The organism is Paraburkholderia sp. J94 (assembly GCF_905220285.1).
GTDB classification, from domain to species: domain Bacteria; phylum Pseudomonadota; class Gammaproteobacteria; order Burkholderiales; family Burkholderiaceae; genus Paraburkholderia; species Paraburkholderia tropica_A.
The window spans coordinates 528,988-553,754 of record NZ_CAJMZH010000005.1; the positions used below are offsets into that span (position 1 = coordinate 528,988).

Here is a 24,767-nt window from a genome sequence, read left to right on the forward strand (position 1 = left end):
CTCGTGAAAGTCGATCGGGTCCGCGACGGTCCGCGCGCTGTTCAGCGGCTGCTGCCCGCGGTGCTTTCGGTGTCGCGCGTGAGATACCACGCGCCCAGAATCGGAATCATCGTGATGGTCATCACCATCAGCGCCACCACGTTGGTCACGGGCACGTCGCGCGGCCGCGAAAGCTGGTTCAGCAGCCAGATCGGCAGCGTGCGCTCCTGACCCGCCGTGAACGTCGTGACGATGATCTCGTCGAAGCTCAGCGCGAACGCGAGGATCGCGCCCGCCAGCAGCGCCGTGGCGATCTGCGGCAGCACGACGTAACGGAAGGTCTGCCAGCCGTCCGCGCCGAGATCCATCGACGCTTCGACGAGACTCGCGGGCATGCGCCGCATCCGCGCGACCACGTTGTTGTAGACCATCACCACGCAGAACGTGCCGTGCCCGACCGCGATGGTCCAGAAGCCCAGGTCGAGATTCGCGGTCTTGAACGCGGACAGCAGCGCGATGCCGGTGATGATGCCGGGCAGCGCGATCGGCAGGATCAGCGCGAACGTGATCGCTTCCTTGCCGAAGAAGTTGCGCCGGTACAGCGCGGCGGCCGCCGCCGTGCCGAGCAGCAGGGCGAGCAACGTGGCGAGCGCCGCCACCTTCACCGAGAGCCACGCGGCCGCGAGCATGTCGTCGCGTGCGAAGGCGTCGGTGAACCAGTGCAGCGTGAAGCCCTTGAGCGGGAAGCTGAACGCGCTGGTTTCGGTGTTGAACGCGTAGAGCGCGACGACGAGAATCGGCAGATGCAGGAACGCGAGGCCGCCCCAGGCGGCGCAGCGCAGCAGGCGCGAGGGTTGGGCGTCAGAGTGCATCGAAGGCTCCGAGGCGTTTGGCGATGACGAGATACACGCCGATCAGCACCATCGGCACGACCGTGAAGGCGGCGGCCATCGGCACGTTGCCGATCGAGCCTTGCATCGTGTAGACCATGGTGCCGATGAAGAGGCCGCTCGGTCCCACCAGTTGCGGAATGATGTAGTCGCCGAGCGTGAGCGAGAACGTGAAGATCGAGCCCGCCGCGATGCCGGGAAACGCGAGCGGCAAAATCACGGTGCGGAAGGTCTGGCCCGGATGCGCGCCGAGGTCGGCGGATGCCTGGAGCAGATTGGCCGGAATGCGCTCGATGGCGGCCTGAATCGGCAGGATCATGAACGGCAGCCAGATATACGTGAAGACCAGAAAGCGGCCGATGTTCGAGGTCGAGAGCGAGTCGCCGCCGATCACAGGCACGCGCAGCAGCGCGTCGAGCGCGGCGCGCAGATGCAGCGTGTCGATGATCCAGTAGAGCACGCCGCCCTGCGCGAGAATCACGGTCCACGCGTAGACCTTGACGATATAGCTGGCCCACATCGGCAGCATCACGGCCACGTAGAACAGGCCTTTTTTCCAGCCCTTCGCGTAGCGCGCCATGTAATACGCGACCGGAAACGCGAGCAGCGCGCTCGCGAGCGTCACGCAGCAGGCCATGCCGGTCGTGCGCAGGACCACGTCCAGATTCGCGGGATCGCGGACCAGCGCCAGATAATTCGCGAGCGTGAAATCGGGGCTCACGGCCATCGTGAAGTCGTCGAAGCGCCAGACGCTTTGCAGCAGCAGCGCGAACAGCGAGCCCAGATACACCACGCCGAACCACAGCAGCGGCGGCAGAAGCAGCAGCAGCAAATACAGATTCGCGTGCCGGTGCAGGAAGCCGCTCGCGCGGCGTATCAGGCCGGTGCGTGGCGCGGCGGCGCGCGTGACGGCCGCGTTCGAGGTCGTGGTCATGCTCACCCCTGCGGCTCCAGCGTCACCATCGCGCGGCGCGCCCAGGCGAGCGTGACCGTATCGCCGACCGAGGGCCAGGCCGTGGCCGCATCGTCCTGATTCGCGACCGTCACCGCGAGGCGCTGCCCCGCATCCGAACGCACCTCGAAGCGGCTCGTCGCGCCGTAATACTGGATGTCGATCAGCGTGCCGGGCAGTTGCACGTCGTCGGCGCTTGCGGGCGCTGTGCCGTTCAAGCGGATGTGCTCGGGGCGGATCGAAAACGGCTGCGCCGCGCCGATGCGTTGCAGCGAGGCCGCGTCGGCGATCACGTTCGAGGTGCCCACGAAATCGGCGACGAACGGCGTGGCCGGACGCGTGTAGAGATTGCGCGGCGTATCCACCTGTTCGATGCGGCCTTTGTTGAACACGGCCACGCGGTCCGACATCGACAGCGCCTCGCCCTGATCGTGCGTGACGTAGATGAAGGTCACACCGAGCTTGCGCTGCAAGGTCTTCAGTTCGATCTGCATCTGCTCGCGCAGCTTGAGGTCGAGCGCGCCGAGCGGTTCGTCGAGCAGCAGGATGCGCGGACGGCGCACGAGCGCACGCGCCAGCGCCACGCGCTGCCGCTGGCCGCCCGATAACTGCCCGGGACGCCGCGCGCCATAACCGCCGAGCGCGACGAGTTCCAGCGCCTCCTCCGCCTGCCGATGACGCGTGCGTTTATCGACGCCGCTGACGAGCAGCCCGTAGGCCACGTTGTCGAGGATGTTCATGTGCGGGAACAGAGCGTAATCCTGAAACACGGTGTTCACATCGCGCTGATACGGCGGCAGGCCGGTCGCGTCGCGCCCATGCAGCACGACGCGGCCCGCACTCGGCTGCTCGAAGCCCGCGATCAGACGCAGGCAGGTGGTCTTGCCCGAGCCCGACGGCCCGAGCATCGAGAAGAATTCGCCGTCGTTGACGACGAGCGACACGTCATCCACGGCGCGCACGCCGTCGTAGTGACGCGAGACCCCTGAGAATTCCACTGCGCTATTCATGATGTTTCCTGCCTGTCGCTGCGGTGTGCCGCTGTGTGCCGCTGTGTGCTGCGTCGTGATGCGGACTGCCGCGGAATGTCGATAAGCGCCCGTGGCTCTATCGACCGCCCATGATCGAGATGAAATCCTGGGTCCAGCGGCTGTACGGCACGCACTTGCCCTGCGAGCAATTCGCCACCGGCGTCTTCCAGAAGTGGATCTGGTCGAAACGGTCATAGCCGTTCGCCACGCAGAAGTTCGAACCGCCCACCGCCGCCTGCTGGCAGCCGCCCTGAATCACAGGATTCGAGCCGAACCATTCGGCCAGATCGGCCTGCAATTTGCGGTTCAGCGACCAGTTCATCCACTTGTAGGCGCAGACCGGATGCGGCGCGTCGGCGTGCATCATCGTCGTGTCGGCCCAGCCCGTCGCGCCTTCCTGCGGAATCGTCGCCGCGATCGGGAATTTCTCCGCTTGCAGCGAGTTCACCGCGTAGCCCCACGCGCTCGACACGGCCACGCCTTCGTTCTTGAAGTCGTTCATCTGCACCGTGACGTCGTGCCAGTAGCGATGCACGAGCGGCTTTTGCGCGCGCAGCACCTTGAGCACCTCGGCGTACTGCGCTTCGTTCAGTTCGTACGGGTCCTTGATGCCGAGCGCGGGATTCTTGTGCATCAGATAAACGGCGGCATCGGCCACGTAGATCGCGCCGTTATAGGCCTGCACGCGGCCCTTGTTGCTCTTGCCGTCGGGCAGCGTCTGCTGCTCGAAGACGACCGACCACGAAGTGGGCGCCTTCGGGAAAATCTTCGTGTTGTAGGCGAGGAAGTTCGCGCCCCACTGATACGGCACGCCGTAATGCACGCCGTTGACCGTGTGCCACGGCGCGTTCTGGAGACGCGGCTCGACCGTGTTCCAGGCGGGAATCAGCGCCGTGTTGATCGGCTGCACCTTCTTGCCGTAGACAAGCCGCAGGCTCGCGTCGCCCGACGCCGTGACGAGGTCGTAGCCGCCCTGGTTCATCAGCGTGACCATTTCGTCGGAGGTCGCGGCGGTCTTCACGTTCACCTTGCAGCCCGACTCCTTCTCGAAGCCGGTCACCCAGTCGTATTTCTTGTCGGTATCGCCGCGCTCGATGTAGCCCGGCCACGCGATGATGTTGACCTGGCCTTCCGGCTTGCCCAGTTGCGTGAGCGGCCCGGCCGCGCTGGCGAGCCCCGTGTTGACGAGCGCGGCAAGGGCGATGGCGGCGGCCATGCGAGTGGTATGCGACATGCTCCGATTCCTCGTGGTTGTGGCCCGGGCGGTCTACCGGAAAGCCCCGTGGGCAAAGGGTTTGAGGCAATGCGATGGTGGTCGGATCTATTCTAGGAGGCCGCCCTTTTTGACCGATAGGCCGAAAGCCAGATACGAGCTATCGGTAAATCAGAATGCTTAGTCCGCGAAACGCGACGAAAACGGGCTCAAGCGTAGCCGCACAGCAAGGGAAGAATCGAGGCTGCCCCGCATGACGCGGAGCTTTCGGGCGCGGCGCGATGGCTTGAATGCGCCGCCTGGCGCGACGTCGCAGCGATGGCGATGCCGCACGCGGGCTCCGTGAAAACCCGCACGATTATGCGTAACGCTTTCGTCAATTTCGATAAAACAGAACGATTGCGCGCCGATATCGTAAATTCAGATCGACGATTTGCTGAGCGTGCGCGAATATTCGCGCGCGACCACGAGGAAATGCTGGACCATTTCGGGCAGCGTCAGGCTGCGCCGCCACGCGATGCCGATATCGACGGTCGGCATTTCACCGAGGATTTTGCGCACCTCCAGGCGGTCGCCGTCGAGCGACCACGGGCGATAGAGCACGTCGGGGAGAATCGACAACCCCGCGCCGGTCGCCACGAGACTGCGCACCGCTTCCACCGACGCCGTGCGCATCACCGTGTTCGGCCGCAGGCCCGCCGCGCGCCAGAACGCGGTGGTGTTGTCTTCGAGCTCGTCCACCTTCAGCATGATCATGCCTTCGTTGGCGATCTCCTGAAGCGAGATGCTGCCGAGTCCGCGCAACGCGTGATTGGCCGGCAGCCACAGCCGCCACGCCGCCTCGATCAGCGACTCGGTTTCGATCGCCTGGCTGTTCTGCACGTTCGAGACGATCAGCACGGCCACGTCCAGTTCGCCGTTGACGAGCAGATGTTCGATGTAGTCGCGCTGGTCTTCGACCACCTGCACTTCCACTTTGGGGAACACGCGCTTGTAGTGGTCGAGCAGGTAGGGCAGGAAATAGCCCGTCATCAGGCTCGTGACGCCGACGTTCAACCTGCCGGTCTTGGTGTCCGGCCGCGCGGCGAGCGCCTGCTGCGCGTTGCGCACGGCCGCGAGGATCTGATGCGCATGACGAAGGAATTGATGGCCCGCATGCGTGAGCACCATGCCGCGCGCGTGACGCACGAAGAGTTGTGCGCCCAGTTCGCTTTCGAGGCTTTTGATCGCTTCGGTAATGACCGATTGCGAAATGTTGAGCGTCTGGGTCGCGCCGGTGACCGACTCGGCTTCCGCCACTGCGATGAAGTAACGCACGCTTTTGACGGAGAGGCTCATTGCCAGGGCTCGTCGGTCGGGGGTTGGGGATCGGGGGAGTATATATCGGGGGTGCAGCCCACTGTCTTTCGCCAATCACCGGCTTTCAGGTGTTCGTGCATGACTCTATTCCGTGAACCGATTTGTAGAGTTTTGTACAACACCTAAAGTCAGATGAAATGAAACCGAAATCCAGAGTGAATGTCTGCACGGCCGCACGGCATTTTGCGGCCCACCCAACACCACTCGTCAAAGGATTCCGTGATGTCCATATCTTCAGTGACCGGTTCGACCGCTGCTTATGACGCGTATTTCAACTTCGCGCAAAAGCAGTCGGCTTCATCGGATTCGCCCGATCGCGACACGCTCAACAGCTTTTCGACCCAGAAAACGGTCACGGCCATCAATACGAGCACCGGCGCGGCCGAAACGCAGACACTGCGCGCGACACCGCTCGCGGTGGCATGGGCGCCCCAGATGTTCGTGCAGGGTGACACGAACAACGACGACTCCCTGTCGCTCGACGAATTCCAGGCTCAACTCTCGCGCATCGGCGTAGGCGCCGACGACGTCAAGCAGCTTTTCAGCAGCTTCGATACGTCCGACGACGGTCAGGTATCGCTGACCGAGTTCGTGAAGGGCGTGAGCAAAAGCATTGCGAGCGGAAGCCAGGTGTTCAACAATCTTCTGGATTCCTACACAAGAGATGCGGACGGCAATCTCGATCAAACCAAAACCGACAATTTCCTGAGCGCCGGCCTGAGCCTGGCTGAAACGTTCTGGAAAAATCTCGGCTAGCAAACGAAACACGCCGGCACAAACCCTTGCATCAGGTCGCAAAATACGTTGCGATGCAAGTTTGTGTGCCGGCGCAGCTTTAAATCCAGTCGATCGATCGTTACCGATTAACGACGATCGACAAACCGCTCACTTCCCAACGATCAAGCCAGCTGGAAAACCGCCACGGTCTCGCGCAGTTTCCCGGCCTGGTCTTCGAGCGACTGCGCGGCAGCGGCAGACTGCTCGACAAGGGCCGCGTTGCGTTGCGTCGCTTCATCCATCTGGCCGACGGCAACCGCCACCTGACCAATGCCGTTGCTCTGCTCCTGCGACGCCGAGGTGATCTCGCCCATGATGTCCGTCACACGCTTGATCGCGGTGATGATCTCGCGCATCGCGCGGCCGGCGTCGTCGACCAGCGTCGTGCCCGAACGCACGCGCGACACCGACGTATCGATCAAATCCTTGATTTCCCGCGCCGCGCTGGACGAACGTTGCGCCAGCGTGCGCACCTCGCCGGCAACGACCGCGAATCCGCGGCCCTGCTCGCCCGCGCGCGCGGCTTCCACGGCGGCGTTCAACGCGAGAATATTGGTCTGAAACGCGATCCCTTCGATGATCGAGATGATGTCCGCGATCTTCGCCGAGCTATCGTTGATTTCACTCATCGTCGACACGACTTGCTCGACCACGTTCGCGCCTCGCTGCGCGGTTTCCGACGCGGTCCCGGCCAACGTATTCGCGTGCTTCGCATTTTCCGCGTTCTGTTTGACGGTGCCGGTCAGTTGCTCCATGCTCGCGGCCGTTTCCTGCAACGCCGACGCCTGTTCCTCGGTACGCGACGACAAATCGAGGTTGCCCGCGGCAATTTCGCTGGTCGCCTGCACAATAGCCGCGCTTCCGCTGCGTACGGAACTCACGGTTTCGGTCAGCGCCGTTTTCATCGCCGAAAAACCGTTGAGCAATTGGCCCATTTCGTCGCGTGAATGGACGTGCACCGGGCGCGTCAAATCGCCTTTGGAAATCGCCTGAAAATGTTCGAGTGCGATCGACAACGGCACGCCAATCGCGCGGCTCAACATGAACCACGCGTATCCCGCCAGCGCAAGACCGACCAGGATCGCAATCAGGCTGATCGCCCTGATGCGCTCATATCGAGCGGTTGCATCCTGAAAGGCGCTATCCGTGCTGTTTTGCTGGAAGGCAAAGAGCGCCTCGTTGGACTTCGCGTAGGCGTTGAATTGCCCGGCGAGTTCACCCGCGATGCGTTGTGCCGTCGGCGCATCGCCCGCCTTGACTGCCGCCCATCCCTGATCGAGCAGTTGCTGATGGGCTTCATAGGTCTTGCGGACGGCGTCGTGCAAATCCGCTTCGCCTGGCGCGTCCGGCAGGTTTTCGTAAATCTTCAGTTGCTTGGCTGCAGCCTGGCGAAACGCGTGGGCCTTTTCGATGGCCACATCGACGGACGGTGTACCGATCTGAATCACGGCGCGGTCGTAATTCAGTCTTTCGCGCGCGACGTTCAGATTGGCCATGGCCGCGGCCAACATGCCGGGCATTTTAATGTTGTGGGTATCGCCGAAATCGCGATTGCTCGAAGACATACCATACAAGCCAAGCGCGCCGATCATAATCATCAATGCGCCGAGTACGAGCATTGATAAACCCACTTTCGCCTTGATTGTGAAGCCGTTCAACATATTTTTCTTACCTGCAGGAAAGTCTTGCTACCGTGGACAGAAACACTTCATCTACGGTGACTTACGACAGAACTTAAAAAAATCTTTAGGGTTTGCACCTATCAAGTCACGACGCAACGCGCGTTGCGGCGACTGCCGGCACGCTCGAAATGGCGTGAGGCCGCGTATTGCGGGCGAGGCGTGAGTGGATACGGCGTGCTGGCGCGGCGTAATGCCGCAACCCTGTTGAACGGCTTCGTTGTGTTCGAAAGGCCAGTTAGAACGGCGGCTGCGGATCCAGCCAGACGTCCTCATACGTTTCAGTGATCAGGAATCTCCATCCTGGAGCCAGTCCCAGATAAGGGACGACCAGCGGCGCCCATTGATGAAGATGGGCCGCATGCAATGGGACGAAAAAATCCAGATCGTCGCGAAACTCGCCTGCCCAGAGGTACCAGCCGCACGTATCGCCTTCCGGTTCGAGACGAATGCCATGAATCGGCCGCACGCCTTCCCTGACATTGCGAGAGATGCCCACTTTCAAGCGCATATCGCATCCCGCAAATGTTGCGCCGAATCGCGCGCAGACCGTCCGCATTGCATCGTCCGGGTGATTTTCACGGCTCATTCTTTTTCGAGGCCTATAGAAGAGGATCGGGTACGCGAAGAGAAGTCGGCTATCCGGCGAAGCGCGGAAAGGATGCTAAGCCGTTCTGGCAAGTTTGATCGCGCGTTCCGGGCATGCGCTCACGCAAAGACCGCACGACCGGCACGCGTTTGCGTTCGGCGTGTAGGCGACTTTCATTCCATGCACACGCAGTTTGAAGCGATGCAGCACATTGAGTTTGAGATAGTCGGATTCATCGATGCGCCGAATCTCGAACACGTTCTCTGGACACACTTCCAGACAATCGCCCTTGCCTTCACAACGTTTCAAATCGACGACTGGCGCGATCACACCCGGCTTTTGTTTGCAGTCAACCGATGAATCCTTTCTCATGTTCCATCTCCCCTTGTTGCATGCGCAGACGGACCCACGTCACGGCGATATCGCCGTTCCGGTCGGTCAGTGCGTGCGTGTGGCCATTCCATGCACTTGAAGACGATTCAGGTGCGTGGATATTGTGGGGAGTGGAAAAATATGACTGGCTGGCCGTCGACCGCATTCATTTTGTTAGCAGCCGGAAGGTTTCGAAATATCGATGTAAGGTCAGTTAGCGCTTCCCGGAGTTCATCCAGGTAAGTGGAACGATTGCAGACTGATATCGAGCCAGCGGACATTGAGCATGTCGAAAACACGCGCGGAACCGTGACATAAGCGAATAAGCGCTCCCAGTTGAATCTCAAGGCAATCGACCGCGCGCTTCATGCTTCTGTCTATACTGAATCTCGTTAGGCATCACGCGAACCATGACCGAAAGGAGGGACGCCGTGTTGACGACAAACCCCTACGCTGCGATTCGAATCGTCTTGATCTGCGTGTTCAGTTGCCTGGCGAACGCCGGACACGCGCAGGTCACGCGGATGGAAGTCATCCCGATTCCGTCGGTGACGCTCAGTGATCAGGAATTTCTCGGTGGCCGGGAGGATGGCAAACCTGTCACGGTCGCCGGCGAACTTCGGCTTCCCCGCAGCGGCACTGACCGGCTTCCGCTTGTCATCCTGCTGCATGGGTCCGGCGGGGTCGGCAGCAGCGTCATCGACTGGGAGACGTATTTTCTTTCGCTCGGTGTCGCGACTTTTGTACTCGACAGTTTCTCGGGGCGAGGCATTGCCAATACGATCAATGATCAATCCCAACTCGGCCGCCTGGCGCAGACCGAGGACGCCTATCGAGCACTCGCAACGCTTTCGAAGCACCCGAGAATAGATCCGGACAGGATCATGCTCATGGGATTTTCGCGTGGCGGGCAAAACGCACTGTATGCGAGCCTGAGCCGGTTCCAGAAGATGCACGCCCAAACCGGCACCCAATTTGCGGCATTCGTCTCGTTCTATCCTGACTGCACTTACACGTATCTCGAAGACGAAGATATGGTCGACAAACCAGTCCGTATTTTTCAGGGGACGGCGGACAATTACAATCCTGTCGCGCCATGCCGTGCTTATCTGGAACGCCTGAAAGCGAAAGTGAAGGACGTTCAATTGACCGAATACAGCGGCGCGAGTCACTTCTTCGACGCCCGGGCGCTCAAACAACCTCAGCAGCTATCGCAAGCGCAGACGACGCGAAATTGCCGGACGGTGGAGATTGAAAGAGGTCGGCTCGTTGACGCAAAAACGAAACAACCGTTTAGCTATAGCGATTCGTGTATTGAGCGTGGGACAACCATTGCATACGACGAGGATGCGGCGACCAAAGCCAAAGCGGCGGTCCGCGAGATCGTCAATGCCGTGCTGAAGCCCTAGCTTCGCTGCGCTTCGTCCAGGTCATCGCTGATTCCCACATCAGATTAGTCGTATAGCGTTTACATTCTTTCAAAGAGAAATGACCCCGGTCATAAAGCACAGAGCATCGAATGTGCTGACCGTGGATAGAATAGCGTCCCCTCTGGGTCAATCGTAAGGCCGATGTAATTAGCATCATCGCGCCACGAATAGAGGGCTTCGCTGTTCTTCCACATAATCCGAATAATCCGGGGATACACATGTTTAACGCTAAACGCGCAATCGGATTGGCGAGTGCGATTTGTCTCGCGCTGTCACTCTCTGCTTGCATGACAATACACGCCTACGTTGACCCTTCGCTTGGCGAACCCCACTACGCGGATCTGAAGAAGCCCGCGAGCCCTCAGCCCATTCAGTTGCTCTTTGAGTTCCAGACAAAAGGGGTAACCAATGCGAGCGCCACCGAAGCGTCTAAACCACTCGTCCATGAACAGCTGTCGCAATCCGGCCTGTTTAGTCAGGTGTCGTACGACCCCGTGCCGTCCGGGCGCAAGTTGTCCATTTCGATCGATAACGTCCCGCTGACCGACAATCTCGCCGCTAAAGGCTTTGGCAGCGGACTGACCTTCGGGCTGGTGGGAACGATGGTCACTGATGGTTACGTCTGCACCGTCAACTACATCGAGCCTGGACACGATGCGGTGACCAAGGTGGTCAAGCACGCCATCTACGCGACGATCGGCAACGCGTCCGGCCCTGCAGGCCTGCAGCCGATGCCCATTCAACAGGCCACCGATACGATGCTCAAGCAGATCGTGGCCAAGAGCCTGGAAGAAATCGATCAGGCGTCGGACCTGGCGCGGTGAGCCGCTGCCACGCAACCACGCGGCGACGGGTCCGCGCGGCTGTCGAATCCATCGTTCTCGCTGGCTTACTCACCCTGAGCGGTTGCGCCACAGTACGCTTGTTGCCCTACCAGGTCAGCGTGGCCAACCAGATGACGCTGGCGCGTCTTCCTGCTGGCGCTCGCTACCGGGTAACGACCGGCGCCGACCCGTCCAGCGCGCAAACATCGGTGCGAACCATTCGATTCGCAGCGCCGGGTAGCGGTTCGTGGTCGTCCTATCTGAACGGGGCGCTACGCACCGAATTGTCGACTGCGGGCAATTACGACAGCAGCGCAACCGAGGCTATCGAAGCAACGCTGCTTGACGTTCACGTATCGGACGGCAAGGCGGAACTGGTGGCGCATTTTGTCGTCAGGCGAGATCAGACCATCCGCTACGACAAGGTCCTGCGCGTGAGCAAGCAGTGGGATTCGCAGTTTCTTGCCGTACTCGCGGCATCGGACGGACTGAATCAGACATCGGCCATATTTCAGGATCTGCTTCGCAAGCTTTTCGAAGATCCCGATTTCGTTGCCGCCGCGTAGTCCGCGCACGCATCGGCCGGAGGATTCATTGTCCGGCCGGTGCAATGCCTTCCACGCGGCAATCAACCGCCAATCGCCGCCAGCCGCTCGACCACCTCATCAAACGAAGGCCGATCCTCAACGCTTTCGGCAAAACAATCCGCACTCAGCGCCTCAAACCCCGCAGCAAGATCGCCAGCGTCCCCCGCCAGCCGCTGCCCCAATTCCTCAACCAGACACCCAAACGCCCGCACTTCGATCCGCTCTAGCGCCTGCGCCAGCGACGCGTCACGCGCATCAAACAGCGACGCCGCGCCGAAATCCCCCAGCAACGCATGCCCCGCGCCGTCATGCAGGATATTGTGCGCATACAGATCGCCATGCATGATCCCGCGCCGATGCAGATGCCGCGCCGCCGAAGCGATCCCTCGCGCGATCCGCAGCGCGGCCGTGCGGTCGAACAACGCATCGGCCGCATAGACATCGCGCGTGCACGACTCAAGACTCGGCGGACCGCCAAGATTGCCGAACGCCGGATCGATCAACGCCATCACGAGCCCGTGCTCGCCAAGCGGATGCCCCGCGGCCTTGCCCAGCACCGGAATCAGATTCGGATGGAGCCCCGCCTGCAAACAAGCGGCCATTTCCAGCTCCGGCAAGCCGTCGCTCGTCACCGCGCCCTTGAACAGCTTCACGGCGACCGCCTCGACCGGATGCCCGTCCTTCAACAGACGCGTCGCGCGATGCGTGACGCCCGACGCGCCCTCGCCGAGCGTTTGCCCGAGCGCTAGCGTATGCCAGTCGATATCGGGCACCGATGCATCGCCCAGTGCCGTCTGCTCGCGCGCGGCGTTCAGCGGATTGCCCGCATACGCGAGCCATGCGAGCCTCGGCAAATGCAGCAGCCAATCCGGCAACGCATCGAGCCGATTCGCCGACACACGCAGCAATTCGAGCCGCTCACACGCCGCCATCGTCTCGGGCAGCGCGCGCAGGCGGTTGCCCGCCAGCATCAGTTTCTGCAATTGCGGACGTTCGCCGATTTCCGGCGGCAACGTATCGATAGCGTTATCGGTGAGGATCAGCCAGCGCAATTTCGGCGGCAGCGCGCTCGCCGGCACGTGACGAATTCGGTTCGACTTGAAGCCGACCATGCTCAGCGACGCACAATCGCCGAGCATCGGCGGCAACTCCGTGAACGGATTATTCGAGGCGAACAGAATGCGCAGATGGCGCAGCGTCGGCAGGTCGTCGGGCAGCGAAGTCAGCGCGTTGCCGGAGAGGTCGAGCACCTCCAGCGTATCGGCGAGGTCGAAGATCTCGCGCGGGAATTCGGTCAACCCGCAAGCGAGCTTGAGCTGTCGTGCGCCAGCCAGCCGGCCGGCGCGCAGTTGTTCGAGGGTGGCGGTCGTCACGCGTGGATCGAATCGGAGAATGGCAGGGAGTCGCGGGCGCGCGTGCAAGCGGCGTCCACGCTGCCAATTCTAGCGGTAACGATCAGCGAAGGCGGCGAAGGCGGCGATGACGCGATTTCGCGCCGTTCGAACACCGTTTCGGCAAGCAGAAATGACAACGGCGCCGCGTGAGATTCCACGCGGCGCCGTTGCTCGATCGGGTCCGTTTTACGGACGGCGCGTGCCGCCCGTGTCGTCCGTGACGCTCACGCGTTGCAGGCGCGCGTCCGTCATTTGCGCGTCGTTGGCGCGCGCCGCGTCATCCGTTGCGACCTGCGAAAGATCGCGGCCGCGCGTTTCGGGCAGCATCAGCGCCGCCGTCACCACGAGCAGATACGAGACGCACGCGCAGATGCCCATCGCCGCGCCGAGTTCGAGCTTGGCGCTCAGCACGCCGACCATCGTCGGCATGATCGCGCCGATCGCGCGGCCCGCGTTGCCGCAGAGCCCTTGCGCCGATGCGCGAATACGCGTCGGAAACAATTCGGCGATATACGCGCCCGTGCCCGCCGCCGTGCCCGATTGCAGCGTGCCGAGCACGAAGCCGAGCACCAGCGTGACCGGCAGCGTGATCGGCGCGAGCGTGTACGTCGCCACCGCAATCGCCTGCAGGCACGCGATCACGATGAACGTATGGCGGCGGCCGAAGCGGTCCGCCATCCAGCCGTTCAGGAACGCACCCGCGAACGAGCCGAGAATGTTGATCGCGAGATAGCCGCCGACATTCGTGATCGACAGATGCAGCGCGAGTTTCAGATACGCGGGCAGCCACGTGATCATCACGTAGTTGCCGCCGTAAATGCCGAACGTCAGCAGGATCGCCTTGAAGGTCGTCACGCGCGTGGGCGCGGCGAACACTTCCCAGATGCTCGGGCGGTCCTCGGCGTGTTCGCGCTGGATCTGCGCGAACACCGGCGCTTCCTTGATGTGTCGGCGAATCCACAGCACGAGCAGCGTCGGCAGCAGGCCGATGGCGAACAGCACGCGCCATGCGAGCGCCGGTTCGAGCGTGTTGAACAGCAAGGTGGAGAGCAGCACGGCCACGCCATAACCCACGGCCCAGCCCGCCTGGAGCGAACCGACTGCGCGGCCGCGCACCTGCGGACGGATCGTTTCGCTGATGAGCACCGCGCCCACGGCCCATTCGCCGCCGAAGCCCAGACCTTGCAGCCCGCGCGTGATCATCAGTTGCCAGAACGAGTCCGTGAACGCGGAGAGCAGCGTGAACGCCGAGAACCACAGAATGGTGATCTGCAGCACGCGCACGCGTCCGTAGCGGTCGGCGAGAATACCCGCGATCCAGCCGCCCAGCGAGGCCATGATGAGCACCGTCGTGCCCAGAATGCCTGCCTGGCCGCGCGTCATGCCCCACAGCGCAATCAGCGTGGGAATCGCGAGCGCATACATCTGCGTATCCATCGCATCGAGTCCCCAGCCGCTGAAGCACGCCCAGTAGGTGCGCTTCTCCTGCTTCGTCAACTCGGTGTACCACTTGAACATGCTCTGTCTCCTTCCGCCCTGCTTGATGCTCACACTGATGCTCAAACTACGGCTCTAATTGCTGCTTAAATTGCTGCTCAAACACTCACTTGCGTGCGCCGAAGCGCAACAACAAAGTCGACCACGCAGCGAACTCAGTCGATGTAACGCAGCCCGAGCTTTTCGAGCGGCTCGCGCATCTTGTACATGTCGAGCCCCAGCACGCCCGAAGCGAGCTTCGCGCGCTTTTCGCCTTCGAACGATTCGCGTGCGATGGCCTTGTCGAGCGTGTCGACGGCCTTCGCCGACGGCACCACGACCACGCCGTCGTTATCGGCCACGATCACGTCGCCCGGATTCACGAGCGCGCCCGCGCACACCACGGGAATGTTGACCGAGCCGAGCGTCGCCTTGATGCAGCCCTTCGCCGAAATGGCCTTGCTCCACACCGGGAAACCCATTTCCTGCAGCACACTCACGTCGCGCACACCGGCGTCGATGATCAGCGCACGCGCGCCGCGCGCCTGGAAGCTGGTCGCGAGCAGGTCGCCGAAATACCCATCGGTGCATTCGGCCGTGATGGCCGCGACCACGATATCGCCGGGCTGAATCTGTTCGGCGGCCACGTGCATCATCCAGTTGTCGCCGGGATGCAGCAGCACCGTCACCGCCGTGCCGCTCACGGGCGCGCCCGCGTAGATCGGCCGCATATACGGCTTCATCAGGCCGACGCGGCCCATGGCTTCGTGCACGGTCGCGCTGCCGAGCGCGCCGAGTTCGTCCGCCGCGCGGCGTTCAGCGCGCGCGATGTTGCGATAAACCACTCCGAGTTCAGTCATGTTCAACGTCCTTGTGCCTTGAGCGTGGCGTCGAGGCGCGAATACACGCGACGCGCATTGCCTTCGTAAATCTTGTAGCGCTGGTCCGGGTTCATGTCCGCGGCTTCCACGTAGCGCTTCGTATCGTCGAAATAATGGCCCGTTTGCGGATCGATACCGCGCACCGCGCCAATCATTTCGCTCGCGAACAGAATGTTGTCGACCGGAATCACCTTCGTCAGCAGGTCGATGCCCGGCTGGTGATACACGCAGGTGTCGAAGAAAATGTTCTTCAGCAGATGCTCTTCGAGCAGCGGTTTTTTCATTTCCTGCGCGAGACCGCGGAAACGGCCCCAGTGATACGGCACCGCGCCGCCGCCGTGCGGAATCACGAACTTCAGCGTGGGGAAATCGCGGAACAGATCCGACGTGAGGCACTGCATGAACGCCGTGGTATCCGCGTTCAGATAATGCGCGCCCGTGGTGTGGAAGCACGCGTTGCAGCTCGTGCTCACGTGCACCATTGCCGGAATATCGTACTCGACCATCTTTTCATAGATCGGGTACCACGAGCGGTCGGAGAGCGGCGGGCTCGTCCAGTGACCGCCCGAGGGATCGGGATTCAGATTGATCGCGACGTTGCCGTACTGCTCCACACACTTCACGAGTTCGGGAATACAGGTGGCGACATCCACGCCGGGGCTTTGCGGCAGCATCGCGGCCGGAATGAAATGCTCCGGGAACAGCTCGCTCACGCGATAGCAAAGCTCGTTGCAGATCGCGGCCCACGTGGCGGAGACTTCGTAATCGCCGATGTGGTGCGCCATGAAGCTGGCGCGCGGGCTGAACACCGTGAGGTCGAGACCGCGCTCGCGCATCAGGCGCAGCTGGTTCTGCTCGATCGATTCGCGCAGCTCGTCGTCGCTGATCTTCAGCTCGGAGACGGACGGCATTTCCGACGGGCTGTTGATGCCCGCGATCTGGCGGTTGCGCCACGTCTCCAGCGCCTTGGGAGCGGTCGTGTAGTGACCGTGGATGTCAATGATCATCAGTATTCCGTACTACATGAAAAATTCTTGAAACGGTTCAATGCGAGGCGCCCACCGTCGCGTTCGCCGCCGCCACGCTCGTGCGCTGAGCAAACAGGATCGCGATGGCCGCCAGCACCGCCGGGACCGCCAGCGTCGCGAGAATCGACTCGAAACCCCAGCCGAGACCGAGCAGCGCACCGCCGATCGCCGAGCCGAAAATGCTGCCGAAGCGGCCCATGCCCAGCATCCAGCTCACGCCCGTGGCGCGCGCCTGGGTCGGGTAACGGCCCGGCGCGAATGCATTCAACCCCGTCTGCGCGCCGCTCATGCAGAAGCCCGCGGCGAACACCAGCATCGTCAGGCTCGACGACAGCGCGCCCACCGAAGCGACTGCCAGCACGCACAGGCCGCCGCCCACATACGCCGCGCTGATCACCGGCGCGGGGCGCGTCTTGTCCATCAGCCAGCCGACGATCACCGCACCGATCGTGCCGCCGATCTGGAACATCGCCGTCACGTTGGCCGCGACCGTCACCGAGAGACCTGCGTCCTTGATCAGCGTCGGCAGCCAGCCCGTCAGCAGATAAATCACCAGCAGGCCCATGAAATACGTCACCCACAGCAGCAGCGTCATCGCGCCATAGCCCTGCGAGAACAGGATGCCGATGGGCTTGCGCGACGGCACCGGCGGCTCGTTCGAGATGAAGCGCTCCTCACCCGTGAAGCGGCCTTCGCAGACGCGGTTCAGGATCTGCGCGATGCGCGCCGAAGCCGCACCCCGCACCGCCAGCAGACGCGCCGATTCCGGCAGCAGCCACAGATGCAGCGGGATCATCAGCAGCGGCAGCGCGCCGCCGACGATCAGCACCGTGCGCCAGCCGTGCGTCGGAATCAGCCAGCCCGCGACGAAACCAATCAGCGCCGAGCCCAGATTGAAGCCCGTGAACATGATGGTGATCATCAGCGCGCGCTTGCGTTGCGGCGCGTACTCCGACAGCAGCGTCGTCGTGTTCGGCATCGCCGCGCCGAGACCGATACCGGTCAGCAGACGCAGGACCGCCATTTCAGTCGGCGTGTTCGTGAACGCCGTCGCGATCGTGAAGATCCCAAATACGAAAATCGACGACAACAGCACCACCTTGCGCCCGAAGCGATCCGACGACGGACCCGCAACCAGCGCGCCGATCACGAGACCGAGCGGCGCCGCACTCATGACGAGGCCAAACGCGGGACGGGAAATCGCCCACTCGTGGAGAATCGGCGGCGCGACGAAACCCATGATCGCCACGTCCATACCGTCCGCCGTCACGACGAGAAAGCACAGCGCGACCAGCAGCCACTGGTACGCCGTAATTTTCTGCTCGTCGATAAAGGCCTTGATGTCGATAACCCTGCTCCCCGCCATTGCCTCGTCTCCTCTGTCATGGCGGTGCTGCCCGCACATCCGTGCAACGCGCACCGCGAATTCATGTTGTCTACCCGCGCTCGCCGGCATCTTCCGGTCGATTGGCGCTGACAATAAGGAGACGACTGACGCGAGGCTACTACGGGTTAACCACAGGTCAAGCCGTCGCGCGTGGAATGCAAGGGGCAACCGGATGCTTTTCGAGGCTGCCTTGCAGGGCTGAAAGCCAAGCCGCATAAGGCTCGGCGTGGCTTGTAGCGAACCCCCGCGCGGGGCGCGAACGCATCGGCGCGCGAACAAGCCGATAAGTGAAACAGATGGGGATTGCAAGACTTCGCAATCGGGCTCGATGCGTCGCCGTGAAAGCCAGGGAACGCCCTGGGTACGCCTCGTGGGCACATTCGGCGGATGCGGGAAGCTTGCGGTCATTCGCGAAACGCAGTGCGCTTGCGCGGATCTCGCGTGCGGAAAGCCGTCGGGCAGGCGAGACAAAAAAACTCGCGGTACGACAAACGACAGCTTCATGAAAGCCGAACGCGAACGAAATGTGCAGACGCGATTTCAATCGTTCGGAACCCTGATCAACTTTGGCGGACGCGATATCGCGTGAGTCACGCTCAACGTTAATCGGATGAATTCGAACCACGGCGCGATTTGGCTCACCGGCAATTCGCTGAGATCGATTAAAAATGGCGCAGCGCAGCAGAGTGCGGCTTGAGATTGCGAGGACTAGCGGAACAAAAGAAAAGTCCGTTCACTGCTGAAGCAAGCAGCTAATGAAGCGGTCAACGGAATTGAAACGCGGAGAGATAAAGCGATGGGTGATGCTGTTGAAAACGCCGTCGAAAACGCGATCGAAAAGCGCCGTCGAAAACCGTAGCCAGCGCTGCGCTATCGGAAAAGGCGGAGCAACGCACCGCCAGCTACGGTTATCGGCTTTGAACGGCTTTAAGCCGCTTTATTCGGCAGCCGCTGCGGGCGCGGCAGCAGCCGGCGCTTTTGCAGCCGTCTTGCGCGGCGCACCGCGCTTTTTCGCGGCGACGGTCTTGCGAGCGCGCGTGACGCCAGCCGGTGCTGCGGCGCGGCGGCCTGCTGCCTTTTTCGTTGCAACCGTCTTTTTCGCGGCAGCGCGTTTTGCCGGTGCTTTCTTTGCTGCCGCCGCCTTGCTTTCCACGGCGCCGGCAATCAGGAATTTCGAGCGGTCTTTCACGTCGCGAATCCAGGCCGGAGCACGGCCGCGGCCGGTCCACGTTGCGCCCGTTTTCGGGTCGGCGTATTTCGGCGCGACCGGTGCGCTTGCACGCGTGGTTTTCAGCGCGCCATTCGCGGACTTGACGCCCGGCTTGCGGCCGCGTTTTTTCCCGACGAAGCGTTCGATATCGACGAGGCTCAAGCCATGCTTGTGCATCAGATCGCGAATTTTAGCGAGGCCGACCGAAGTCTGCTTTTCCGCCATTGCGGAAGCCTGCTTCTGGAGTTTTGCAATTTTCAAGTTGATCGAATCGAGCGTAACCATTCTTCCCTCCCTGTCAGGAATGCGTCTCCAGGCTTTGCCTGAAAAACTTCTTTGGCATCTCGAAGTTTGGCCGGAGACATAGTGGCGATATCATTGCGCCACGCAGATTATGAAGGCAAAGCGCTGACACATGCAAATTGCGTGTCCGTATTCGATCAATAGACGTGGTGAAATTGGCTTTTTCGCCACGAAAATCTTTCGAACGCTTTCACGGTAAGCGAACAGCAAACCCAATACCCACCCATACTTCGCTTCGCATGCCATGTCTTGCGCGCTTGATGCATTCGCTATGCTCGATCCGAAGTTTCAAAAATTGAAACGCGCGATGCTTGCGCAAGAGCTCGTGCAGGCTTCTATTGCCGCGCAAAAAAAGTCGCGCGATGTCTTTGCCGCATTTTTCATGCAAGACCGGCACCGCGATTTCGGTGATCGGAATTTGCGGTTGCGTGCGTTTGCGTTTTTCTTTTGATGACGATGAAGCAACGCGATGCAAATGCAAGGTAGCGCGCTGAGATCGGCAAGTGAATTGTCATGGCGAAATGGAGCGTCATTGAAGCGTGTTGTGAATGCGTCAATGTCGATGTGTGTCAGCGCGGATTGAGGCTGGCGAGCGTGGCGATACCCGATCGCATGAAGCAGAAGCCGAAGCGTTGAGCGTCGCGGCGTGTGTGCTGAAAGTCGGTGCGAACGCGTGCGGAGCTTCTCGACACACGAAATTCAGTGCGCACAATTTTGCGCAATTTTAAGTCTTATACATAGAATACGCATAATCATGCGCATTTCTAGCCATCGTCACGGCACATAACACCCGCGAAAATGCGCAAAATTCCGCGCAACCATCGTCCAGATAGACTACTATGCGCACTATCATGCGCAAAAATAGCCCCAACGAACCGATTTCCAACGTCGAGCGCCTCGCCGGGAGCCTGCGGGCGGCCCGGCGCGAACGCAAGCTCACCCAGCAGACGCTCGCCGAGCAAGCCGACGTCGCGCGCCGCACGATCACCAATGCGGAACGCACGGGCAGCGTCGGCGTAAAAGAGTTCTGCCGGATGGCGAACGCGCTCGGCTACGAACTCGTGCTGCGCCCGATCGGCTCCGTGGCGCTCGAAGATTTGCCCGACGTGTTCAAGGAATACGAATGAGCACCGAAGCCGCGCTCGACTTCGAGCGTCTGCTGCGGCAGATCCGCCAGCTCGAAGTGCATACGCCACAAGGATCGAGCGGCTTGCTCGCGCGCGAAAGCCGCTTCGTCTTCAACTATGGCGCGGTGCCCGACGCGGCCGCCGTCTCGCTGACCATGCCGGTGCGCCGCGAGAGTTATGCGAGCGGCGACCTGATGGGCGTGTTCGCCATGAATCGTCCCGAAGGCTATTTGCGCTTCGTGATCGAAGATCGTCTCGCGCGTTACGGCGCGCCCAGCGATCTCTTTCTGCTCTTTCTCGCGGGCCGCAATCAGATCGGCCGCCTCACGTATTCGGTGCCCGGCGAGCGCGTGCCCGAAGGCGAAGGCGAGCAACTCGACGAACTGCTTTCGTCGCCATCGGGGCGCCTGTTCGAGCGGCTCATCGATCGATACGCATTAGGCTCGGGCATTTCCGGCGTGCAGCCGAAAGCGCTGGTGCCGCTCGCGAGCGAATCGCCCGCGCAAAAACCGCCGCTCGAACACACCACGTTGCCGCTGAAAACCGTCATCGTGAAAGCGGAAGGCGAGGATTTTCCCGGCCTCGCGCGCAATGAATTCTTCTGCATGTCGGTAGCGAAAGAAGCCGGGCTGGAAACGCCGGACTTCTGGCTGTCGAGTGACGGACGGCTGTTCGTGATGTCGCGCTTCGATCGTCTGCCCGACGGCACGCCGCTCGGTTTCGAGGATATGAGCGTGCTCACCGGCAAGGCGAAATACGAAGGCAGTTACGAGATGATCGCGAAAGCGGTCGACATTTACACGCGCGGCGAACCGTTGCAGCAACGGCGGCTGTTCGAGCGCGTGGCGCTCTCGTGCCTGCTGCGCGACGGCGACGCGCATATGAAGAACATCGGCATTCTCTACGCCGATCCCACCGGTGCGCGCCGTCTCGCGCCCGTGTTCGATGTGGTCTGCACCGACGTTTATCCCGACCTCGACGGCCGCATGGCACTGAACCTGCATAAGAGCAAAACCTTTCCGGTGCCCGCCGAACTCGTGGCGTACGCGAAGCGGCTCGGTCTGCGCGCGACGGAAGCCGAGCGCATCATGACGCGTCTGCGCGAAGCCTATAAGCGCGTCGCGGACCGCTTCGAAGCCGACTCGCGTTATCGGGAAGGCGATTTGCTCGCGCGGATGCGGCACGCCATCGAGCATGCGGGCGTGAAGCCCGTCGCACGGCCCAAGCTGCGTTGATGCGAAGTTGAACGCGAAATTGAATGCGAGTTGATGCGGCGTTGTCATGCGCGATTGAACGACAGGTGATACCCTGCGTTCCGGTCTCGCCTGGCAAATCGCCGAGTCGCTCATGAATGGTGATTGACGCCTGCAATCCGTTCCATGCGGCCGGCGACGCCATTCGTCTGTGCAATCGCGTTGCGCCGCGCTTTCGAGCCCGTATTTGGGCCGATCCGTTACACCAATCCGTTGCACCAAACTGCTGCACAAATAAAGCCGCAGCCATCAAACCCGATTTCCACCACACCAAAATGGGTCATCGGCCCATTCAGTACGCAATAAGTCTTTAGAAAAAACCCATGAGTGCCTCCGCAGAAACCCCCTTTCGCGACGAACAAATCGAGCGCGTCGTGCCGCCCATCGAACCGCCTCACGGACTCGGCGTCGCGGAACTGTCGCTCGCGCTCGGCGGATTCGCCATCGGCACCGCCGAATTCGCCGCGATGGGCATCCTGCCCGACATGGCCGGCGACCTGCACGTTTCGATTCCGCAAGCGGGCCACATGATCAGCGCGTATGCAGCGGGCGTCGTCGTGGGCGCGCCGCTGATCACCGTGCTGCTCGCACGCATGCCGCGCCGCGCGCTGCTGATTCTGCTGATGCTGCTCTACGCGATCGGCAATGGCGCGAGCGCGATTTTCCACAGCTACACGCTCGTGCTCGTGAGCCGCTTTATCGCCGGTCTGCCGCACGGCGCGTATTTCGGTCTCGCGGCGCTGGCCGCTGCCGCGCTCGTGCCGCCGCACAAACGCGGCGCGGCCATCGGCAAGGTCATGCTGGGTCTGAGCGTCGCGAATGTGATCGGTGTACCGGTCGCCACCTGGCTCGGCCAGGGACTCGGCTGGCAGGCGTGTTTCGCGGCGGTCGCGATCATCGCGCTCGTCACGGCGGGCATGATCGCGTGGTCGGTGCCCAGCTTGCCGATGTCGAACAAGGCGAGCCCGCTGACCGAACTGGGCGCGCTCGGCCGTCCGCAAGTGCTGCTCACGCTGCTGGCCTCGGCGGTCGGTTTCGGCGGCATTTTCTCGGTCTACAGCTACGTCGCGTCCACGCTCACCGAAGTCACGCACGTCGCGAGCCATCATGTGCCGTGGGCGCTCGCCCTGATCGGTCTCGGCATGATTCTCGGCAACATGGCCTGCGGATGGCTCGCCGACCGCTGGCTCAAGCGCACCATGCTCGGCATGTACGCGTTCACGGCGGTCGTGCTGCTGGTGTTCGTGGTCGCCGCGCCGCATGTCTGGTCGATGTTGCCGATCCTGTTCTGCGTGGGCTTCGGCTCGGCCTGCACGCCCGCGTTCCAGTCGCGCCTGATGGACGTGGCCGGCGACGCGCAATCGCTCGCCGCCGCGCTCAATCACAGCGCGTTCAATATTGCCAATGCGCTGGGCGCGTGGCTCGGCGGCATCGTGATCGCGGTGGGTTTCGGCTGGATCGCAACGGGCTGGGTCGGCGCGATTCTCGCGGCGCTCGGCATCGCCGTGCTGATGGTGTCGTTCGCGCTCGACCGCAAGGCCTGAGCGTCGCGCGCCATCACGTATGATGTTTTGCGAGGTCCCGCGCACGGCGGGACCGTCGAGGACCTATACGCCATGCCGTCTTCCATTCGCAATTCGCTGGACTGGATTTTCGACGCCTTCGAGCGCGAACCGAATTACGTCCACAAGCTGATGTTCGGCTGCGACGCCGCTTATATCGACGGCCTGCTGTGTCTGATTGCCGCCGATCGCGGCGAGCCGTGGAGCGGCATGCTCGTGTGCACGTCGAAAGACCGCCACTCGGCGCTGATCGACACGATGCCGGCGCTGCGCCCGCATCCCGTGCTCGGGAAATGGCTGTATATCTCGCAGGCCGATCCGGCCTTCGAAACGGTCGTCGAGGAGATGACGGCCCTCGTGCTCGCGCGCGATCCGCGCGTGGGCGTGGAGCCCAAGCCGCGCAATCGCGGCCGCAAGAGCGTGTTGCCGAAATAATGGCGGATAAAGCGAAGCGCGCGCGGTAAGGCGCGCGCGCTTTGTTACGTTACTGCATGTGCTGCCCGCCGTTGATCGGAATATTCGCGCCGGTCACGAAACCCGCGTCGTCCGAACACAGGAACAGCACGAGCGCGGCCACTTCCTCCGGGTTGCCGAGACGGCCCATCGGAATTTGCGGCAGGATCTTCGCATCGAGAATGTCCTGCGGAATCGCGGTGACCATTTTCGTCGCGAGATAGCCGGGCGAAATCGTATTCACCGTCACGCCCTTGCGCGCGACTTCGAGCGCCAGCGATTTGGTGAAGCCGTGCATGCCCGCCTTCGCCGCCGCGTAATTGGTCTGCCCCACCGAACCCTTCGAACCGTTCACCGACGAAATGTTGATGATGCGGCCCCACGCGCGCTCGACCATGCCGTCGCACAAGGGCTTCGAGATATTGAAGATCGAGTCGAGATTGGTGCGCAGCACCGCGTCCCAATTCACCTTGTCGAGCTTGCGGAACGTCATGTCGCGCGTGATCCCGGCGTTATTCACCAGAATGTCGATCGGGCCGACTTCGCTCTGAATCTTGTCGGCACCGCGCTGGCACGAATCGTAGTCGGCCACGTCCATCGAGTACGCACGAAACGTGCGGCCCGCCGATTCCATGCGCGACAGCCAGTCATTCGCTCCGGCGTTGTCGGGGGAGTGCGTTACCACGACCTTGTAACCCGCGTCGTGCAGGCGCACGCTGATCGCTTCGCCAAGACCGCCCATTCCGCCCGTTACCAATGCAATACGATTAGTCATCCTGTATATCCGCGAGAGTCGATTATCAAATAATGGCGTGACGCCACTGGGTCCGTCACGTTGTTCGTTGCCCGGCAGACGTCGTGTGTGGGGACGCTGCAAGCCAGCGCGCGCGGGTTTTACTCACGTCTAATATTGCGCGAACTCTTTCGGGTGGTCCCGCCAGCACGCCGGCGCCAGCGGGACCACCGCATTCCTTCAAGGCGGATCAGGCGCGCTCGAGCGCGAGCGCCACA

General features: G+C 61.9%; 25 protein-coding genes. 10 read left to right on the top strand and 15 right to left on the bottom strand.

All coding sequences use genetic code 11. The annotated features are described in order from the left end of the window. Window positions 1–41: 41 nt before the first annotated feature. From U4Y88_RS13520 to U4Y88_RS13540, 5 genes are all read right to left on the bottom strand, one after another. Window positions 42–851, bottom strand: coding sequence for an ABC transporter permease (locus tag U4Y88_RS13520; RefSeq protein WP_224012642.1), 810 nt, complete (start codon window positions 849–851; stop codon window positions 42–44). Continuing rightward, window positions 841–1,803 carry an ABC transporter permease gene (locus U4Y88_RS13525; protein WP_224012643.1) on the bottom strand — a complete coding sequence of 321 codons (963 nt, stop codon included), beginning with the start codon at window positions 1,801–1,803 and terminating at the stop codon, window positions 841–843. The genes U4Y88_RS13520 and U4Y88_RS13525 overlap by 11 nt, the downstream gene beginning before the upstream one ends. A gap of 2 nt (window positions 1,804–1,805) precedes the next feature. Next, window positions 1,806–2,831 carry an ABC transporter ATP-binding protein gene (locus U4Y88_RS13530; RefSeq protein WP_310632669.1) on the bottom strand — a complete coding sequence of 342 codons (1,026 nt, stop codon included), beginning with the start codon at window positions 2,829–2,831 and terminating at the stop codon, window positions 1,806–1,808. Between the two features lie 97 nt (window positions 2,832–2,928). Next, window positions 2,929–4,086 carry an ABC transporter substrate-binding protein gene (locus U4Y88_RS13535; protein ID WP_224012645.1) on the bottom strand — a complete coding sequence of 386 codons (1,158 nt, stop codon included), beginning with the start codon at window positions 4,084–4,086 and terminating at the stop codon, window positions 2,929–2,931. Window positions 4,087–4,485: 399 nt separating this feature from the next. Beyond that, window positions 4,486–5,403 carry a LysR family transcriptional regulator gene (locus tag U4Y88_RS13540; RefSeq protein ID WP_224012646.1) on the bottom strand — a complete coding sequence of 306 codons (918 nt, stop codon included), beginning with the start codon at window positions 5,401–5,403 and terminating at the stop codon, window positions 4,486–4,488. Window positions 5,404–5,583: 180 nt separating this feature from the next. On the opposite strand from U4Y88_RS13540, the gene U4Y88_RS13545 reads away from it, so the two are divergent. Further along, entirely contained in the window at window positions 5,584–6,180 is a 597-nt protein-coding gene (locus U4Y88_RS13545; RefSeq protein ID WP_321784486.1) for an EF-hand domain-containing protein, read from the top strand. Between the two features lie 143 nt (window positions 6,181–6,323). Here the strand turns inward: U4Y88_RS13545 and U4Y88_RS13550 are convergent, their stop codons facing one another. The 3 genes from U4Y88_RS13550 to U4Y88_RS13560 all read right to left on the bottom strand — a co-directional run bounded on the left by U4Y88_RS13550 (window position 6,324) and on the right by U4Y88_RS13560 (window position 8,841). Next, on the bottom strand, window positions 6,324–7,862 hold the full coding sequence (locus tag U4Y88_RS13550; protein WP_321784487.1) for a methyl-accepting chemotaxis protein: 1,539 nt from the start codon (window positions 7,860–7,862) through the stop codon (window positions 6,324–6,326). 256 nt (window positions 7,863–8,118) lie between these two features. Next, complete coding sequence (locus tag U4Y88_RS13555) at window positions 8,119–8,469, bottom strand: hypothetical protein (protein WP_321784489.1); 351 nt, start codon at window positions 8,467–8,469, stop codon at window positions 8,119–8,121. Between the two features lie 75 nt (window positions 8,470–8,544). Then, on the bottom strand, window positions 8,545–8,841 hold the full coding sequence (locus tag U4Y88_RS13560) for a 4Fe-4S dicluster domain-containing protein (protein ID WP_321784491.1): 297 nt from the start codon (window positions 8,839–8,841) through the stop codon (window positions 8,545–8,547). 431 nt (window positions 8,842–9,272) lie between these two features. On the opposite strand from U4Y88_RS13560, the gene U4Y88_RS13565 reads away from it, so the two are divergent. From U4Y88_RS13565 to U4Y88_RS13575, 3 genes are all read left to right on the top strand, one after another. Further along, the gene (locus U4Y88_RS13565; RefSeq protein ID WP_321784493.1) at window positions 9,273–10,250 is read left to right on the top strand and encodes a dienelactone hydrolase family protein; all 978 of its coding nucleotides are present in this window, start codon (window positions 9,273–9,275) and stop codon (window positions 10,248–10,250) included. 239 nt (window positions 10,251–10,489) lie between these two features. Beyond that, window positions 10,490–11,095 (top strand): hypothetical protein, encoded by a 606-nt coding sequence (locus U4Y88_RS13570; protein ID WP_310632676.1) that lies wholly within the window; start codon window positions 10,490–10,492, stop codon window positions 11,093–11,095. 119 nt (window positions 11,096–11,214) lie between these two features. Beyond that, window positions 11,215–11,661 (top strand): hypothetical protein, encoded by a 447-nt coding sequence (locus U4Y88_RS13575; RefSeq protein ID WP_321784495.1) that lies wholly within the window; start codon window positions 11,215–11,217, stop codon window positions 11,659–11,661. Window positions 11,662–11,723: 62 nt separating this feature from the next. Here the strand turns inward: U4Y88_RS13575 and U4Y88_RS13580 are convergent, their stop codons facing one another. After that, window positions 11,724–12,830, bottom strand: coding sequence for a leucine-rich repeat-containing protein kinase family protein (locus U4Y88_RS13580; protein WP_321784497.1), 1,107 nt, complete (start codon window positions 12,828–12,830; stop codon window positions 11,724–11,726). A 39-nt stretch (window positions 12,831–12,869) separates the two neighbouring features. Here U4Y88_RS13580 and U4Y88_RS13585 point away from each other — a divergent pair, with 39 nt between their 5' ends. Continuing rightward, window positions 12,870–13,226, top strand: coding sequence for a hypothetical protein (locus U4Y88_RS13585; RefSeq protein ID WP_321784499.1), 357 nt, complete (start codon window positions 12,870–12,872; stop codon window positions 13,224–13,226). A 36-nt stretch (window positions 13,227–13,262) separates the two neighbouring features. Here the strand turns inward: U4Y88_RS13585 and U4Y88_RS13590 are convergent, their stop codons facing one another. The 5 genes from U4Y88_RS13590 to U4Y88_RS13610 all read right to left on the bottom strand — a co-directional run bounded on the left by U4Y88_RS13590 (window position 13,263) and on the right by U4Y88_RS13610 (window position 19,343). Next, window positions 13,263–14,594 (bottom strand): MFS transporter, encoded by a 1,332-nt coding sequence (locus U4Y88_RS13590; RefSeq protein WP_224012652.1) that lies wholly within the window; start codon window positions 14,592–14,594, stop codon window positions 13,263–13,265. A gap of 134 nt (window positions 14,595–14,728) precedes the next feature. Continuing rightward, window positions 14,729–15,412 (bottom strand): 4-carboxy-4-hydroxy-2-oxoadipate aldolase/oxaloacetate decarboxylase, encoded by a 684-nt coding sequence (gene ligK, locus U4Y88_RS13595; protein ID WP_310632680.1) that lies wholly within the window; start codon window positions 15,410–15,412, stop codon window positions 14,729–14,731. Window positions 15,413–15,414: 2 nt separating this feature from the next. Further along, window positions 15,415–16,440, bottom strand: coding sequence for an amidohydrolase family protein (locus U4Y88_RS13600; protein ID WP_224012654.1), 1,026 nt, complete (start codon window positions 16,438–16,440; stop codon window positions 15,415–15,417). A gap of 37 nt (window positions 16,441–16,477) precedes the next feature. Then, window positions 16,478–17,827: an MFS transporter gene (locus U4Y88_RS13605; protein ID WP_224012655.1), complete on the bottom strand. Its 1,350-nt coding sequence runs from the start codon at window positions 17,825–17,827 to the stop codon at window positions 16,478–16,480. Between the two features lie 958 nt (window positions 17,828–18,785). Next, entirely contained in the window at window positions 18,786–19,343 is a 558-nt protein-coding gene (locus U4Y88_RS13610; protein ID WP_290371121.1) for an H-NS histone family protein, read from the bottom strand. Between the two features lie 289 nt (window positions 19,344–19,632). On the opposite strand from U4Y88_RS13610, the gene U4Y88_RS13615 reads away from it, so the two are divergent. The 5 genes from U4Y88_RS13615 (at window position 19,633) to U4Y88_RS13635 (ending at window position 23,738) form a co-directional block, all read left to right on the top strand. Then, window positions 19,633–19,812: a hypothetical protein gene (locus tag U4Y88_RS13615; protein WP_321784501.1), complete on the top strand. Its 180-nt coding sequence runs from the start codon at window positions 19,633–19,635 to the stop codon at window positions 19,810–19,812. 400 nt (window positions 19,813–20,212) lie between these two features. Further along, the gene (locus U4Y88_RS13620; protein WP_321784503.1) at window positions 20,213–20,488 is read left to right on the top strand and encodes a helix-turn-helix transcriptional regulator; all 276 of its coding nucleotides are present in this window, start codon (window positions 20,213–20,215) and stop codon (window positions 20,486–20,488) included. Further along, window positions 20,485–21,723, top strand: a complete 1,239-nt coding sequence (locus tag U4Y88_RS13625; protein ID WP_321784505.1) for a type II toxin-antitoxin system HipA family toxin — start codon at window positions 20,485–20,487, stop codon at window positions 21,721–21,723. The genes U4Y88_RS13620 and U4Y88_RS13625 overlap by 4 nt, the downstream gene beginning before the upstream one ends. 341 nt (window positions 21,724–22,064) lie before the next feature. Then, entirely contained in the window at window positions 22,065–23,285 is a 1,221-nt protein-coding gene (locus U4Y88_RS13630) for an MFS transporter (RefSeq protein WP_310632686.1), read from the top strand. A gap of 72 nt (window positions 23,286–23,357) precedes the next feature. Beyond that, window positions 23,358–23,738 (top strand): hypothetical protein, encoded by a 381-nt coding sequence (locus U4Y88_RS13635; protein ID WP_321784507.1) that lies wholly within the window; start codon window positions 23,358–23,360, stop codon window positions 23,736–23,738. Window positions 23,739–23,787: 49 nt separating this feature from the next. Here U4Y88_RS13635 and phbB read toward each other — a convergent pair whose 3' ends face one another. Beyond that, window positions 23,788–24,531, bottom strand: coding sequence for an acetoacetyl-CoA reductase (gene phbB, locus U4Y88_RS13640; RefSeq protein ID WP_224012662.1), 744 nt, complete (start codon window positions 24,529–24,531; stop codon window positions 23,788–23,790). Between the last annotated feature and the right edge of the window lie 236 nt (window positions 24,532–24,767).